Here is a 14,693-nt window from a genome sequence, read left to right as displayed (position 1 = left end):
CCCATCATGATGACCACCATGGCGGCGCTCTTCGGCACGCTCCCCATCGCCCTCGGCTTCGGCGCCGGCGCGGAGGCGCGACGCCCGCTGGGTCTCGCCGTGGTGGGCGGCCTCCTGGTCTCGCAGTCGCTGACGCTCTTCGTGACGCCCGTGATCTACACCTACATGGACACCCTGCAGGAGAGGCTCGGCGGGTGGCTCTGGTTCCTCACCGGCCGGGAGAGAAAGGCCGCAGAAGCGTAGGACGTCCCGTGCGGTCCGGGAGGGCCCGGTGAGCGTCCCGTCCTCTTGGAAGCCGCCGCCGCTCCCGCCCGAGCACGGCGCGTGGGTCATGCTGGCGATCCCGCTGCTGCTGGGCCTCGCCGCCGCGGGACCTCCTCGTGCCGCGTCCCTCCTGGTGCCCCCGGCGATGATCGTCCTGTTCCTCGCGCGCGCCGCCGCGCTGCCCGCGGCGGTGCGCGTTGCGGAACGCAAGGCGTCGCCGCCGGGCTATCTGGAGCGCAGGGCGGTCTGGGCCTCGATCTACGCGGCGGGAGCCGCGGCGGGGTTCGTGGCGGCGGCGGCTGCGGCGGATCCGCCCGCCCGCCCCGCCGCCCTCGCGGTCGGCTCGATTGTGCTCCTCCTCGGCGCCGCCCACGGCGCTCTGGCGTTGTTCCGGAAGGACCGGACGCTTGGGGCGGAGATCGTCGGGATGGGGGCGCTGGCAGCGGGGGCGCCCCTCGTGCTCGCGCTCGCGGGGCAGCCGGTTGGAGCGCGAGCCGCCGGGCTCGGCCTCCTGTCCCTCGCCTACTTTGCATCGACGGCGGCGTTCGTCCGCGCCTTCGTGCTCCTGGGAACGAGGCGCCGGACCGCGGTCCTGGGATGTCTCGGCGCGCACGCGGCGCTCGCCGTGTTGCTCATCGGGCTCTGGGCCGCGAGCTGGATTCCGGCGGGCACGCTCGTGGCGTTCGTCCCCGTCCTGGCGAGGGTCGCGTGGGGTCTCTCGTCGCCACCACGGAACGTCCGCGCCCTCGGTTGGCGCGAGGCGTGGGTCGCGGCGACGTTCTCGGCGATCGCGATCGCCGCGCTCGTCCGTTGACTGGGCCCGAATTCTCAATCGCGCGTGATCAATCGGACGGCGCTCTCGTAGAAGAAGTAGTCCCAGGCCCAGTTCACCAGCACGACGATCCGGTTCCGGAAGCCGATGAGGCGGATGAGGTGAACCAGGAGCCACACGACCCACGCCGCGAACCCCCGGAACTTCAAGCCGTGGATGTACGCCCCTGCGGAGTTCCGGCCGATGGTCGCGAGGGAGCCCGGGTCACGGTAGCGGAACGGGATCGGCTCCTGGCCTGCGGCCCGGCGCACGACGTTCCGGGCCGCGAGGTCGCCCATCTGCATGGCCACGGGCGCCATCATCGGAAACGGCGCGCCCTCCGCCTCGAGATAGGCGGCGTCGCCGATCACGAACGCGCCGGCGTGGCCGGGGAGCTCCAGCGTCGGATCCACCCGGATCCGCCCGGCGCGACCGGTCGCGAGGGAGAGCCGCCCGGCGAGCCCCGCGGCCCGGGCTCCGGCGGCCCAGACCAGGGTCCTGGCGTCGAGCGTCTCCCCGCCGGCGAGCCGCACACGCTCCCCGTCGTAATCCTCGACCGCCGTCCCGAGCCACACCTCGACGCGCTTCCTTCCGAGGCTGGCGACGGCCACCGCGCTCAGGTCGTCCGGCATGCCCGGTAGCAGGCGCGGCGACGCCTCGACCAGCACGACCCGGACCTCCCCGAGGTCGAGCCGCGTGAAGTCCCGGGCCAGCACGAGGCGGATCAGCTCGGACAGCGCGCCGGCCGTCTCGACGCCGGTCGGTCCGCCGCCGGCCACGGCGAAGGTCAGCTCCGCACGGCGGCGCGAGGGCTCGCGCTCCACCGCCGCCCGCTCGAAGCACGTCAGCACGTGGTTCCGGAGCGCGACGGCATCGTCCACGTCCTTGAGGCCGAACGCATGACGGCGCACCGACTCGAGGCCGAAGAAGTCCGTCTCGGCGCCGATGGCGAGAACGAGGTAGTCGTAACGGACCGCGCCGTCGCCCGTCTCGACCTCGCGCCGCCCGAGATCGATTCCCGTCACCTCCGCGACGCGGAACTCCAGGTTCCTCTGGCGGCGGAAGATCGCGCGCACCGGGTAGGCGATCTCGCCGGGCGTCAGCCCCGCGGTGGCCACCTGGTAGAGCAGCGGCTGGAACAGATGGTAATTCCTCCGGTCGAGGAGCACCACTTCCACCGGAGCGTGACGGAGCGCTCGAGCGGCGCTCAGGCCGCCGAATCCGGCCCCCACCACGACGACCCGAGGGGGAGCGCCGCTCAAGACCCGTGGGTCCGCGAGGCGGGGCTCGCGACCCGGACGGCGCCGAAGGCGTCGAGCACCAGGGCCCGCTGCTCCGCGAGATGCCGCTTGAACGACCCGGTCGCGGGACTTCCGCTGCGCGGACGGCCGGCATAGCGCAGCGCCTGGCGGTCGGCGAGACACTCCGCGAGGCGCCCGTCGAGGAACTCCCAGGCCCCCATGTTCCGCGGCTCCTCTTGGACCCAGACCACGTCGGTTGCCGCCGGGTAGCGCGCGAGCGCTGCTTTGACCTGCGCGGCAGGGAAGGGGTAGAGCTGCTCGATCCGCACCAGCGCGGTGTCGTGATCCCCGGCCTCGCGACGATGCGCGTCGAGATCGTAGAAGACCTTCCCGGCCGAGAGGGCGACCCTGAGCACCCGCGCGGGTTCGGCGAGGGCCCGGTCGTCGAGGACCTCCTCGAACGTCCCGGAGGAGAACGCCGTGACGGGGGAGACCGCCTCGCGGTGCCGCAGAAGGCTCTTCGGCGTGAGAACGACCAGGGGCTTCCGCTCGGACCTGCGGACCTGACGCCGGAGCAGGTGGAAGTACTGGGAGGGGGTGCTGGGGCTCGCGACCTGGATGTTGCCGCGGGCCGAGAGCTGCAGGAACCGCTCGACCCTCGCGCTCGAGTGCTCGGGCCCCTGACCCTCGTACCCGTGCGGCAGGAGGAGCGCGAGATCGCTCCTCTGAGCCCACTTCTCCTCGGCGGCGGCGATGAACTGGTCGATCACGACCTGCGCGCCGTTGGCGAAGTCCCCGAATTGCGCCTCCCAGAGGACCAGCGTCCCCGGCGATTCGACGCTGTAGCCGTACTCGAACCCGAGCACCGCGAATTCCGACAGCAGGCTGTCGTGAACCTGGAACGGCGCCTGGCCGTCGGCGAGGTGCGCGAGCGGGACATGGGGAATCGCGGTGCGATGGTCGTGGAGGATCGCGTGCCGCTGACTGAAGGTGCCGCGACCGCTGTCCTGACCGGACAGCCGCACGGCGGTCCCCTCGAGCACGAGCGAGCCGAACGCGAGGGCCTCGGCGAGCGCCCAGTCGACCCGGTCCTCGTGAAATTCCTCCTTGCGCCTCGCGAGCTGCTTCGCCAGCTTCGGATGGACCTCGAATCCGTCCGGAACGCGGTCGAGCCCCTCCCGGACCCTCTCGAGCACCGGGCGCGGCACCGCGGTCTCCGCGTGCGGCCGCACGATCCCCTCGAGGGATTCCAGCTCGGGGCGGGCTGCGGCGTCGGCGTCGGCCCGCGCGCGGCGCACCTCCTCGAACGCCCGGTCGAGGCGATCCCTGAAATCGGCGAGCGCGGCCTCGGCCTCCCCCGGGCCGAGGTCGCCTCGTCTCAGCAGCTGCTCGGTGTACAGCTTCCGGACGGACCGGTGCTTCCCGATCTTCGCGTAGAGGATCGGATGGGTGTACGACGGATCGTCGGACTCGTTGTGCCCCCAGCGCCTGTAGCAGACCAGGTCCACCACGACGTCGCGGCGGAACTCCTGGCGGAACGCGAGCGCGAGACGGACCGCCCGGATCGCGTCCTCGGGGTGGTCCCCGTTCACGTGGAAGATCGGCGCCCGGACGGTCTTCGCGACGTCCGTGGCGTACGGCGAGGATCTCGCCTCCCCGGGTCCCGTGGTGAATCCGATCTGGTTGTTCACCACGAGGTGGACCGTCCCGCCGGTGCGGTACCCCTTGAGCTGCGAGAGGTTCAGCGTCTCCGCCACCACCCCCTGGCCGGCGAACGCCGCGTCCCCGTGGATCAGAACGGGGAGCACCTTCGATCTCCCCACGCCCTCGCCGAGACGGTCCTGGCGCGCCCGCGCCATCCCCTCGACCACCGGGTCCACCGCCTCGAGATGGCTCGGATTCGAAGCCACGACGACGTCCATCTTGCGGCCGTCCGGCGAGCGATGGAGGCCGCGGGCGCCGAGGTGGTACTTCACGTCGCCCGTGCCTTCCCGGCTCTCCGGGTCCACGGTCCCCTCGAACTCGCGGAAGATCTCGCCGTAGGGCTTCCCCACGATGTTCGCGAGGACGTTGAGGCGTCCGCGGTGGGCCATGCCGACGACCGCCTCCTCGATCCCTTCCTGCACGGCGTCGCTCAGCAGCGCGTCGAGCGCCGGGATCAGGGTCTCGGCCCCCTCCAGCGAGAACCGCTTGTGTCCCACGTAGGTCGCGTGGAGAAAGCGCTCGAAGGCCTCGGCGGCGTTCAGCTTCTCGAGGGCCCGCGACTGCATCCCCCGGGACAACGGCTCGGCGTTCCGCGTGCTCTCCATCCGCCGCTCGAGCCAGCGGCGGACCTCGGGCTCGGGGATGTGGTAGAACTCGACGCCGACGTGCCGGCAGTAGGTCTCCCGCAGGATCTCGAGAATCTGCCTCAGCTTCAGCAGCCCGCTCTCGCCCGCCAGTCCACCCGCGATGAACCTCCGATCGAGATCCCACAGCGTGAGGCCGTACTCGGACAGCTCGAGCTCCGGCTGCGGCGACGGCTCGGTCCCGAGCGGATCGAGGTGCGCCGCGAGGTGGCCGCGCACCCGATAGGACCGGATCAGCTGGATCACCCGGGCTTGCTTCTCCACCGCCTTGGAAGCGTCCGGGGCGGCTCCGAGTCCGGGGCCTCGATCGCCGGACCAGCGCACCGGCTCGTGGGGCACCTCGAGTTCGCGGAAGATCCGATCGTAGAAGTCGTGCCCGCCGAGGAGCAAGGCCTCGAGGGTCGCGAGGAAGGACCCGGACTCCGCGCCCTGGATGATCCGGTGGTCGTAGGTGCTCGTGACCGTCATGACTTTCGAGAGGCCGATGTCGGCGATCACGTCGGGGGCCATGCCCGCGTATTGAGCCGGGTATCCGATCGTCCCGGTGGCGACGATGGCCCCCTGACCTGGCATGAGCCGAGGGACCGAGAGCGCGGTCCCGAGGGTTCCCGGGTTCGTGAGCGTGATCGTGGTCCCCTCGAGATCCTCGATCGCGAGCCGCCCCAGGCGCGCCCGCGCGACGAGTTCGTCGCAAGCCGATGCGAACGACGCGAAATCCAGGGCTCCGGCGTCCCGGAGGTTGGGAACGACGAGGATCCGCTCCCCTCGTCGCTCGAGGTCGACGGCGAGTCCGAGGTGGACCGGGCCGGGGGACACCCGGTACGGCTTCCCGCCGGCCGCGGCGAAGCGCGCGTTCATCGAGGGGTGTCGCTCGACGGCCCGGACGACCGCCCAGGCGATCAGGTGGGTGTAGGACACCTTGGGTAGCGCGTGCGCTGCCCGGTGCTGGTTGATGAGCCCGCGATTCTCCTCGAGGAGCTTCACGGGGATCGTCCGGACGGACGTCGCGACGGGGATCCCGAGACTCGCCTCCATGTTGTCGGCGATTCGGGCGGCAGCGGCCTGGAGCGGCGCGGCTCCCGGCGGTGGCTCCTCGACGGCGGCGTTCGGCGCCACGGGGGGCAGGTCACCGGACGGCGTGGCGGCGGGCGCCGGGCGGACCGGTCCGGCGGCCGGACGGTAGTCCGTGAAGAACTCCCTCCACGCCTCGCTCACCGAGTCGGGATTCGCGAGGTAGCGGGCGTACAACTCGTCGACGTAGCCGATGTTCGTCCCGAACGTGCTCATGGCGCCTATCGTACCGCCACACGGCCTGCCGCGGGGCGGGGACGTGCCCCAGCGGCGACCTGACGTCTCGCCGGCGGTTTGATAGACTGGAAGCTCGCCAGCGGCGATCGAGTCCCTATTCCCTCTCGGAGATCTCCCATGACGGCGAAGACGGCCAATTCACTGCTCGAGGCACTCGGAGTCCGCGCGTTGAGCCCGGGCGCGTGCACGGGCTCCTGGATCGAGACCCGCGGTCCCGAGCTCGTGTCCTTCAATCCCACCACCGGCGAGCCGATCGCCGCGGTCCGGCAGGCCACTTCCGACGACTACGAGCACGTGGCCGCCGAAGCTCTGAAGGCGTTCGGGTCGTGGCGGATGACCCCCGCGCCGAAGCGAGGCGAGATCATCCGGCAGCTCGGGGATGAGCTCCGCAGGAACAAGGTGCACCTCGGAAGGCTCGTCTCCCTCGAGGCCGGCAAGATCCTCTCCGAGGGGCTGGGCGAGGTCCAGGAGATGATCGACATCTGCGACTTCGCCGTCGGCCTGTCCCGGCAGCTCTACGGGCTCACGATGCACTCCGAGCGGCCGATGCACCGGATGTACGAGCAGTGGCACCCTCTGGGCCCCATCGGGATCGTCAGCGCGTTCAATTTCCCGGTGGCGGTCTGGTCGTGGAACGCGGCCATCGCGGCGGTCTGCGGCGACACGATGATCTGGAAGCCGTCGTCCAAGACCCCGCTCACCGCCGTGGCCGTCCAGAACATCTGCAACGAGGTGATGAAGCGCAACGGCCTCGAGGGAGTGTTCGGCCTCGTCATCGGCCGCGGGAAGGACGTGGGGGAAACGATGCTCCACGACCGGAGGATCCCGATGATCTCCGCCACCGGCTCGTGCCGGATGGGGCGGCGGATCGCGAGGGTCGTGGGCGAGCGGCTCGGCAGGACGATCCTGGAGCTGGGCGGGAACAACGCGATCGTCGTGATGGACGACGCGAGCCTCGACCTGGCGGTCCGGGCGATCCTGTTCGGTGCGGTGGGGACCGCGGGTCAGCGCTGCACTTCGACGCGACGGGTGATCGTCCAGAGGGGGATCGCGAAGGACCTGACCGAGCGACTCGTCGCGGCCTATCGAGGGGTCCGAATCGGAGATCCGCTGGACGAGAATACCCTGATGGGCCCGCTGATCGACGGGGAAGCGGTGGACATCATGATGGCGGCCCTCGAACGCGTGAAGGACGAGGGGGGCGCCGTGCTCTGCGGCGGGAAGAGGCTGGACCGGCCCGGGTACTTCGTCGAGCCGACCCTCGTGAGGGCGCAGAAGGGGCTCGAGGTCGCGAAGGACGAGACCTTCGCTCCGATCCTCTACGTCTACGAGGTGGACACCCTGGAGGAGGCGATCGCGCTCCACAACGACGTGCCGCAGGGTCTCTCGTCGGCGATCTTCACCGCCAGCCTGATCTCGGCCGAGACGTTTCTCTCCCACCGCGGGAGCGACTGCGGAATCGCGAACGTGAACATCGGGACGTCGGGCGCCGAGATCGGCGGGGCGTTCGGGGGCGAGAAGGACACCGGCGGCGGTCGCGAGTCCGGCTCCGATTCGTGGAAGCACTACATGCGTCGGCAGACCAACACGATCAACTGGGGGCGCGAGCTTCCGCTCGCTCAGGCCGTGAAGTTCGACCTGTGATCGGCCGCCGCGCGGCGGTCGGTCAGGGGCAGTCGGCGTGGGACCTCGGCTTCCCCGTGGAGTCGTCGCCCCAGTCCCCCGAGCCGCACCCGTTCCGGGCCCGCGCGACGTAGTAGTACCCCTGTTCCGGAGCAGGAATCGTGGCGTCGGCGAAGGAGCTCGCCGCCGACCCGTCCGCGAGGCACGTCGCGCTCGCGATCGTTCCCGCGCTCGCCAGGTCGACGAGGCTCCCGCGCAGGAGATCGTAAACCGTGCCGTTGCCGGCCTCCCGCGAGAGCGACTCCCACTCGACCGTCGATGCGTCGGCGAACGTCAGCGCGTGCAGCTCGCCCGGCGCGTCGTACGAGCCGGCGTCGGACGGCGCACAGTCGCACGCGTCCGCGACCCCGTCGGCGTCGCCGTCGGGTCCGAAGTGGACCGCGGCGTAGGCGTCCACGAGTCCCCACCCGAACATGTTGTTGGGACGCATGTCGCTCGTCGTGCCGCCGCACGACTGCGAGAACGAGAGGCGCACCGAGGGGTTCGTGGAGCGGCTCAGGACGCAACGCGTGATCCCCACCAGGTTCTTGAGCTGGGGCCGCGCCGACCAGAGGAGCGCGGCGGTCCCGGCGGTGTGCGGGCTCGCCATGCTCGTCCCGCTGAAGCTCCCGTAGGAGTTGGTGGGGAGCGAGGAGCAGACGGCGACTCCGGGCGCGGCCACGTCCGGGCGGATACGGCCACTCCCGTCCGAGGTGACCGGCCCTCGCGACGAGAACGACGCCAGCGTGTTCGACGAATCGGTTGCGCCGGCCACGAACGCTTCTTGGTAGATCGCGGGCGGGTCACTCACCGTGGAGCACGACGAACCGCTGTTCCCCGCGGCCGCCACCGGCAGGATCCCCGCCGCTTGAAGCGTCGCGAAGCTGTCCTCGAGCACCAGGGGATCGCACCCCTCGGACGGCGGGCAGGTCCAGGAGTTGTTGATCACGTCGGGGGCTCGGGACGGATCGCCGTCCACCTCGGGGTCGCCGCCGTGCGGGTACGGGGCGAGGAAGAACTGGTTGCACTCGAGGTAGGTCGAGGGACGGCCGTTCCCGTGGTCCATGTTGCGGCAGGCGATCCAGCGGGCCCCCGGCGCCACCCCGACCTGCTCGCCCGTTCCGCTGTCGCCGACCATGGTGCCCGTGGTGTGGGTGCCGTGACCGTGGTCGTCGAACGGCGCCGGGAGGTCCTGGATCGCGTCGTGCCAGTTGAAGTCATGATGGGCCGCCTGGCCGTCCCAACCGCGGTAATTGCCGATGAGCGCAGGATGGTCCCACTGGACTCCCGTGTCGGCCGACGCGACCACGACCCCCTGACCGCTGGCGCCGTCCTGGGTCCAGACCTGACTCGCGTGGATCGTTTGAAGGCCGTAGGGGAGTCCGCACGTCAGGAGCGGGGAGAGGGACCCCGCCTCGATCCCCCGAACCGACGGGTTCCCGACGATCCGGACGACGTCGGGGCGTGCCGCGAGGGTCCGGGCCACCCTCAGGTCTCCCGTGACCTCGAGCCCGTTCACGATGTACAGCGGCCGGTACGCGATCCCTCTCCCGTCCAGCCAGGCCCGGACGGAGGACTGAGCGTTGCGCGCACGAGCGCGCAGGAGATCGTAGACCGATCGACCGGGGCGGCCCTTTCCTCTCGCCGACGCCAGGGCCGATCGGAGCGTGTCGGAGCGGTCGAATAGGACCAGGAACGAATCCGCGACCGTGTCCTCGAGGTGGATGAGGAGCCAGGGATCGATCCTCGCGTCAGGGGGTGGCGACGACTCCGGTGCGGCGCCCGCGGCCACGACGAGGAGCAACGCAGCGAGCGCCAGCGCGAGCATCCGCGGAACCCGGATCCATCTCGTCACGAGGCTTTCCTCCGTCGCCGCCGACCCACATCGACCCCCCTCCCTGTACGTTGACGCAGGTCGCCTGTCAACGCAGTCCCGGAACCCGGGCGGCCGGTAAGCCGTATCCTATTCTCCTGGGGGCCGAGCCGGGCACCCGTCCGGGCGCCGGGCGCCGGCCGGAGGAGGCGGCGATGATCGGCATGTTGGTCGGCGGGATGTTCCTCTTCGGCCTGGTGATCCTCCTGCCGCTCCTGCTCGTGGGCCTCATCCTGAGGCTGCTCTTCCACATCCTCCTGATCCCGTTCAAGATCGTGGGGGTCTTGATCGGGCTCGGGGTAGGCCTCGCAGGATTGGCGGCGGTGGTCGCGGTGCTCGCGGGGGGGCTCGTGTTGGCCTCGGCGCTGCTGATCGGCGCCGCGCTGTTGCTACCTCTCACACCCCTGTTGCTCGGAGCGCTCGTGGTCTGGGGGGTCTTCCGACTGATGAAGCCGCGACCGGTCGCGGCGCCGCCCGCGTAAGCGAATCCCTCCGCCCTCGCTCTTGACTCCCCCGCCGGAACTCTCGACCATGAGCGTCGGGGGGTCGGCGCGCCGCCGATTTCCATTTCGGATCGGGAGGTCGGAGCGATGACCGACGTGCTCGTCCAGGCCTACGCTCCACCCGACGCTCCGAGTCCCGAGCCGGTCCGGGACCCCGCCATCCTCGAGGCCTACCTGGAAGACGCGTCCGGAAATCCGCCGGGCCGGGCCGCGGGGCTGCTTCGCCCTTCGAGCGAACGGGAAGCGGCCGCGTTCCTGCGCGCGACGGCGGGACGCGGAGTGGCGGTGCTGCCCCAGGCGGCGCGCTCCTCGCTCACCGGCGGCGCCGTGCCCGAGGGCGAGGTGGTGCTCTCGGTCGAGAAGCTCGACCGGATCGGACCGATCGAGCGGAGCGCGGGCGGCGCCCGGGTCTCGGCGGGAGCCGGCGTCCGGCTCAAGGATCTGCAACGCGAGCTCGCCTCGCGCGGCTACTACTACCCCCCGGTGCCGACCTACCAGGAAGCGATGCTCGGCGGAACGGTCTCGACGAACGCGGGCGGCGCCGCGACCTTCAAGTACGGGGTCACGCGGCAGTGGGTCCACGGGCTCAGAGTCCTGCTCTTCAACGGTGACCTCCTGGTCCTCGAGCGGGGCCAGTCGGTCGCCCGCCGCGGCCAGGTCTTCCGGGTCCTCCTGTCGGACGGGACGAGGCTCGACGTCCCGGTGCCCGAGTGGAGCCTTCCCGATCTCAAGAAGATCTCCGCCGGGTACCACTCCTCCGACCCGCTGGACCTCGTGGACCTCTTCGTGGGCTCCGAGGGCACGCTGGGACTGATCACCGAGGCGACCGTGGATCTGGTCCCCGCGCCTCCCGCCGTCGTCACCGGGCTCGTGTTTCCCGGCGACCTTGACGCCGCCCTCTCGATCTCCGCCGACTTGAGGGCGAGGGCGACGCACGCACGCGCGCGGGACGATTCCGCCGGGCCGGACGTCCGTGCGATCGAGCTCATGGACGGTCGCGCGCTCGCGCTTCTCCGCGAGCACGGCGACGCCCGCAAGCTCCGGGTGGCGATCCCGGAGAGCGCCGGCGCGTGTTTGCTGTTCGAGCTGGAGCTTCCCGAGCGGATCGGCAACGACGAGGCGCAGAACCTGCTCGCGGCCTTTCTCGAAGAAGACGTGGTCGCGCCGGACGCTCCGCTCGTGCGGTTGCTCAGGATCCTGGCGGGCCACGGCGCTCTGGAGACGCTGGATCTGGCGTTTCCAGAGGACGACGCGAGACGCGAAGCTCTGCACGAGTTCCGCGAGGCGGTTCCGAAGCGGGTCAACGAGATCCTGGCGGGTCGGCGTCTGGGCGATCCGGGCGCGACGAAGGTAGGCGGCGACCTGATCGTTCCTTTCGAGCACCTCCGCGAAATGCTGCGAATCTACGGCGAGGGGTTCTCGCGGCGCGGCCTGGAGTTCGCGATCTGGGGACACGTGTCCGACGGGAACCTCCACCCCAACGCGCTCCCGCGGTCGGCGGACGAGGCGCGTCGTGCGGCGGACGCGCTGCTCGAGTTCGGGGACGAGGCGGTGAGGCGCGGGGGCGCGCCGCTGTCGGAGCACGGGGTCGGCAAGAGCCTCGTCAAGCAGGAGATGTTGCGCCGTTTCCTCGGCGACGGCGCCGTCGCCTCGATGCGGGCGATCAAGGCCGCGCTCGATCCGGATTGGCGGTTCGCGCCCGGGGTGCTCTTCCCGGCGCGTGGCCTGTAGCTCCCCGGATCCAGGACTTTACCGTATTCGCCGCCAAGGGCCGGGGAAGAACGGCTTGACGGCGCGGGACACCGGGCGTACGTTCTTTAGTGGACTATTTTAGTCCACTAACTCGAAGCACGTACAGCGTGCCGACTTCTCCCGGCTCTCGGGACGGGACAGGGTTGTCGATTCGGAGGTTCCCATGAAACCGAAGTCCTCCACGTTTTCGGGCGTCGTCATTGCGGCCATCGTCCTGGCGGTCGCCGTCGCCGCGCCGTCCTTTGCGGCGCCGCAGACCAAGGAGACAGCGAAGGACGCCAGCGCGTCCAAGGATTCCCTCGAGAGGTTCCTCATCATCTCGCCGCACACCGCCGCGCAGTGCCTCTCGGTGCTGGACGACATGGCTGCGAAGGAGCCTCAGTTCCTGGCGATGGCCGACTGGGGGTGCAAGGCAGGCGACCACACGGGGTACATGTTCGTCGAGGCCCCGGACGAGGCGTCCGCGAGGAACATCGTGCCGGAGCTCGTCCGGAGCGAGGCGAAGGTGATCCGGTTGAACAAGTTCACTCCGGAGCAGATCAAGGCGTTCCACCAGAAGGCCTCGGGACCGGCGGCCGCCCCGCCGGTGGCGGTGGCGCGGACGGCTCGAAAGCGCGCCGGCCGGTAGCGGCGTCACCGTCGCGGCTCCGTCATCGCGAACGGGTCGAGGGCCGCGTCGAGCTGTTCCTTCGTGAGGGAGGTGGTTTCCGCGGCGATCTCCCGGATGGTCCGTCCCGTGCGCGCCGCTTCCTGTGCGATCGCGGCGGCCTTGTCGTAGCCGACGAGCGGCGCGAGCCCCGTCACGATGGCGAGCCCGCGCTCGACCATCTCGGGGCCCCGGTCGGTCGCGCGGAGTCCTCGGACGCACCTTTCGGCGAAGTTGCGCGCGGCGTTCCCCAGGATCTCGATGCCCCGCACCAGGCGGTGCGCCGCCAGGGGCATCATCGTGTTCAGCTCGAAGAAGCTCCACTCCGCCGCCTGGAGCACCGCCTGGTCGGCGGCTATAGCCTCCGCCGACGCCTGGATCAGGGCCTCCGCGATCACGGGGTTGACCTTCCCCGGCATGATCGAGCTGCCGGGCTGCACCTCCGGAATCGCGATCTCGCCGAGGCCGCAGCGCGGGCCGGAGGCCATCAGCCGCACGTCGTTGGCGATCTTGAGCAGGCTGACCGCGACGGTCCGGACCGAGGCCGAGGCCTCGAGGGCGGCGTCGAGGGTGGCCTGCGCCTGAACGTGATGCGCGGTCTCGCGGATCGTCACACCCGTCCAGGCGGACACCTGGGCGCAGACGCGGCCCGCGAACTCGCGATGGGTATTGACGCCCGTCCCGACCGCGGTGCCTCCCAGGGCGACCGGGGCCAGTTCCTCGCGGGCGTGGGAGAGGCGCTTCAAGGCCAGCTCCATCTGGTCGGCGTACCCTCTCATGACCTGGCCCATCCGGATCGGCGTCGCGTCCTGCAGATGGGTCCGTCCGGTTTTGATCACCTCCCAGGTCTCGCGCGACTTCGCCTCGAGGTCGGATTGGAGCAGGCGCACCGCGGGCTCCAGCACCTCGTCGAGCGCGAGGAGCGCCGACAGATGCAGCGCGGTCGGGATGACGTCGTTGCTCGACTGCGAGAGGTTCACGTGGTCGTTGGGGTGGACGGTCCCCCGTGACCCCCTCGGCGCGCCGAGGATCTCCGCCGCCCGGTTCGCGATCACCTCGTTCGCGTTCATGTTCGTCGATGTGCCGGATCCCGTCTGGAACACGTCCACGGCGAAATCGGCGTCGTGGCGCCCCTCAGCGACCTCCTCGGCGGCCTCGGCGATCGCGTCGGCGACGCGGAAATCGAGGAGGCCGAGGTCCCGGTTCGCCTTCGCCGCCGCCCACTTGATCAGCCCGAGGGCCCGCACGAACCTCCGTGGCATGGCCACGCCGCTGATCGGGAAGTTGAGGACCGCGCGCCGCGTCGAGGCGCCGTAGTACGCCTCCGCCGGCACCTCGATCTCCCCCATCGAATCCCGCTCGATCCTGTTGCCCGGGGTGGTCACGTCAGGAGCCTCCTAGCGGTCTCGAGTCGCCGTCCGAGCCGGAGCGGCGCTCCGCCGCCTCGGCCCGCCGTCGGAACTCGGCCGCCAACTCGGTCCGGTTCATCGCGTCATAAGCACTTGACAGAAGCCGAAGCGTCCGAGGGTCGTCGGGCAGGAGAAGCGCGGCGCGCTCGAGGATCTCCGCTGCCTCCTGGGGGCGGCGCTGCACCTCGAGGCGCGTTCGTCCGAGGTTCAAGAGCGCCTTGGCCGAGCGGGGGGAGGCACGGGCCGTCGCCTCATGGAAGCTCGCCAGGCTGCGGAAGTCGTACCCTCGCGCTGCGGTTCTGAGCGAAGCGACGGCGAGCACCGTCGCGACGGCGATCGACCGTCGCCACACCCGGGTCCGGAGGGCCGCAAGACCGAGCCCTGCGAGGCCGCAGGCGCCGAGGAGCGGGAGATACGCGAGACGCTCGCCGAAGATCGTTCCGATCGGGAACAGGACGTTGCCGGTCACCGCGAACGCCAGAGGGACCCACGCCCAGAGGAACGCCGCCGCGGCCGAGACCTTGCGCGCGAGAACGACCAGCGCCCCGGTCCACGCCGCGACCAGTCCGAGCGCCGCTGCGGCGCCCCACGGGAGGAGCGGCACGACCTGCGTTTCGGCGAACCCGTATTCCGTGGTCAGCCGCAGCGGCAGGAGCATCTTGAGCGCGTACTTTCCCAGCAGCAGCACCGCGTTCGCGACGCGCGTGGCGGCGTCCGCCGAGACGAGCGGGTTGTCCACCGCCGGGGGGGCATGGGGGGCGAAGCCCACGGCCGCGCCGCGGAGGCCGAGGTAGAGGGCGAACGCCGAAGCGACCATGGCGCCCCGCGCGATGAACGGTCCGCGCGGCGCGGATCTCGCGTGGCGGCGGATGGCGC

11 protein-coding genes are annotated in these 14,693 nt (G+C 70.9%); 6 read left to right on the top strand and 5 right to left on the bottom strand.

The genetic code is table 11. The features are described from left to right. Positions 1-243: efflux RND transporter permease subunit (locus LAO51_17105; GenBank protein ID MBZ5640463.1), on the top strand; the 243-nt coding region annotated here is incomplete at its 5' end. Positions 244-271: 28 nt separating this feature from the next. After that, a complete protein-coding gene (locus tag LAO51_17100) occupies positions 272-1,078 on the top strand; it encodes a YwiC-like family protein (GenBank protein ID MBZ5640462.1) in 807 nt (268 codons plus the stop codon). 14 nt (positions 1,079-1,092) lie between these two features. Here the strand turns inward: LAO51_17100 and LAO51_17095 are convergent, their stop codons facing one another. Beyond that, positions 1,093-2,337, bottom strand: a complete 1,245-nt coding sequence (locus tag LAO51_17095; GenBank protein ID MBZ5640461.1) for an NAD(P)/FAD-dependent oxidoreductase — start codon at positions 2,335-2,337, stop codon at positions 1,093-1,095. Beyond that, the gene (locus tag LAO51_17090) at positions 2,334-5,951 is read right to left on the bottom strand and encodes a multifunctional oxoglutarate decarboxylase/oxoglutarate dehydrogenase thiamine pyrophosphate-binding subunit/dihydrolipoyllysine-residue succinyltransferase subunit (GenBank protein ID MBZ5640460.1); all 3,618 of its coding nucleotides are present in this window, start codon (positions 5,949-5,951) and stop codon (positions 2,334-2,336) included. The genes LAO51_17095 and LAO51_17090 overlap by 4 nt, the downstream gene beginning before the upstream one ends. A gap of 138 nt (positions 5,952-6,089) precedes the next feature. Between LAO51_17090 and LAO51_17085 the strand changes: the two genes are divergently transcribed. Then, on the top strand, positions 6,090-7,616 hold the full coding sequence (locus LAO51_17085; GenBank protein ID MBZ5640459.1) for an aldehyde dehydrogenase family protein: 1,527 nt from the start codon (positions 6,090-6,092) through the stop codon (positions 7,614-7,616). A gap of 22 nt (positions 7,617-7,638) precedes the next feature. On the opposite strand, the gene LAO51_17080 is transcribed toward LAO51_17085, so the two are convergent. Next, positions 7,639-9,489: a S8 family serine peptidase gene (locus LAO51_17080; protein ID MBZ5640458.1), complete on the bottom strand. Its 1,851-nt coding sequence runs from the start codon at positions 9,487-9,489 to the stop codon at positions 7,639-7,641. 173 nt (positions 9,490-9,662) lie between these two features. On the opposite strand from LAO51_17080, the gene LAO51_17075 reads away from it, so the two are divergent. From LAO51_17075 to LAO51_17065, 3 genes are all read left to right on the top strand, one after another. Continuing rightward, a complete protein-coding gene (locus LAO51_17075; protein ID MBZ5640457.1) occupies positions 9,663-9,989 on the top strand; it encodes a hypothetical protein in 327 nt (108 codons plus the stop codon). A 108-nt stretch (positions 9,990-10,097) separates the two neighbouring features. Then, a complete protein-coding gene (locus tag LAO51_17070; protein ID MBZ5640456.1) occupies positions 10,098-11,741 on the top strand; it encodes an FAD-binding oxidoreductase in 1,644 nt (547 codons plus the stop codon). A gap of 184 nt (positions 11,742-11,925) precedes the next feature. Further along, complete coding sequence (locus tag LAO51_17065; protein MBZ5640455.1) at positions 11,926-12,390, top strand: hypothetical protein; 465 nt, start codon at positions 11,926-11,928, stop codon at positions 12,388-12,390. A gap of 5 nt (positions 12,391-12,395) precedes the next feature. Here the strand turns inward: LAO51_17065 and LAO51_17060 are convergent, their stop codons facing one another. After that, the gene (locus LAO51_17060; GenBank protein ID MBZ5640454.1) at positions 12,396-13,757 is read right to left on the bottom strand and encodes a class II fumarate hydratase; all 1,362 of its coding nucleotides are present in this window, start codon (positions 13,755-13,757) and stop codon (positions 12,396-12,398) included. A 37-nt stretch (positions 13,758-13,794) separates the two neighbouring features. Then, positions 13,795-14,693 (bottom strand): hypothetical protein (locus LAO51_17055; GenBank protein MBZ5640453.1); only part of this gene is annotated, 899 nt, incomplete at its 5' end.

Source organism: Terriglobia bacterium, from assembly GCA_020073205.1.
GTDB lineage: Bacteria > Acidobacteriota > Polarisedimenticolia > Polarisedimenticolales > JAIQFR01 > JAIQFR01.
This window is presented reverse-complemented; position numbering and strand designations above follow the sequence as displayed.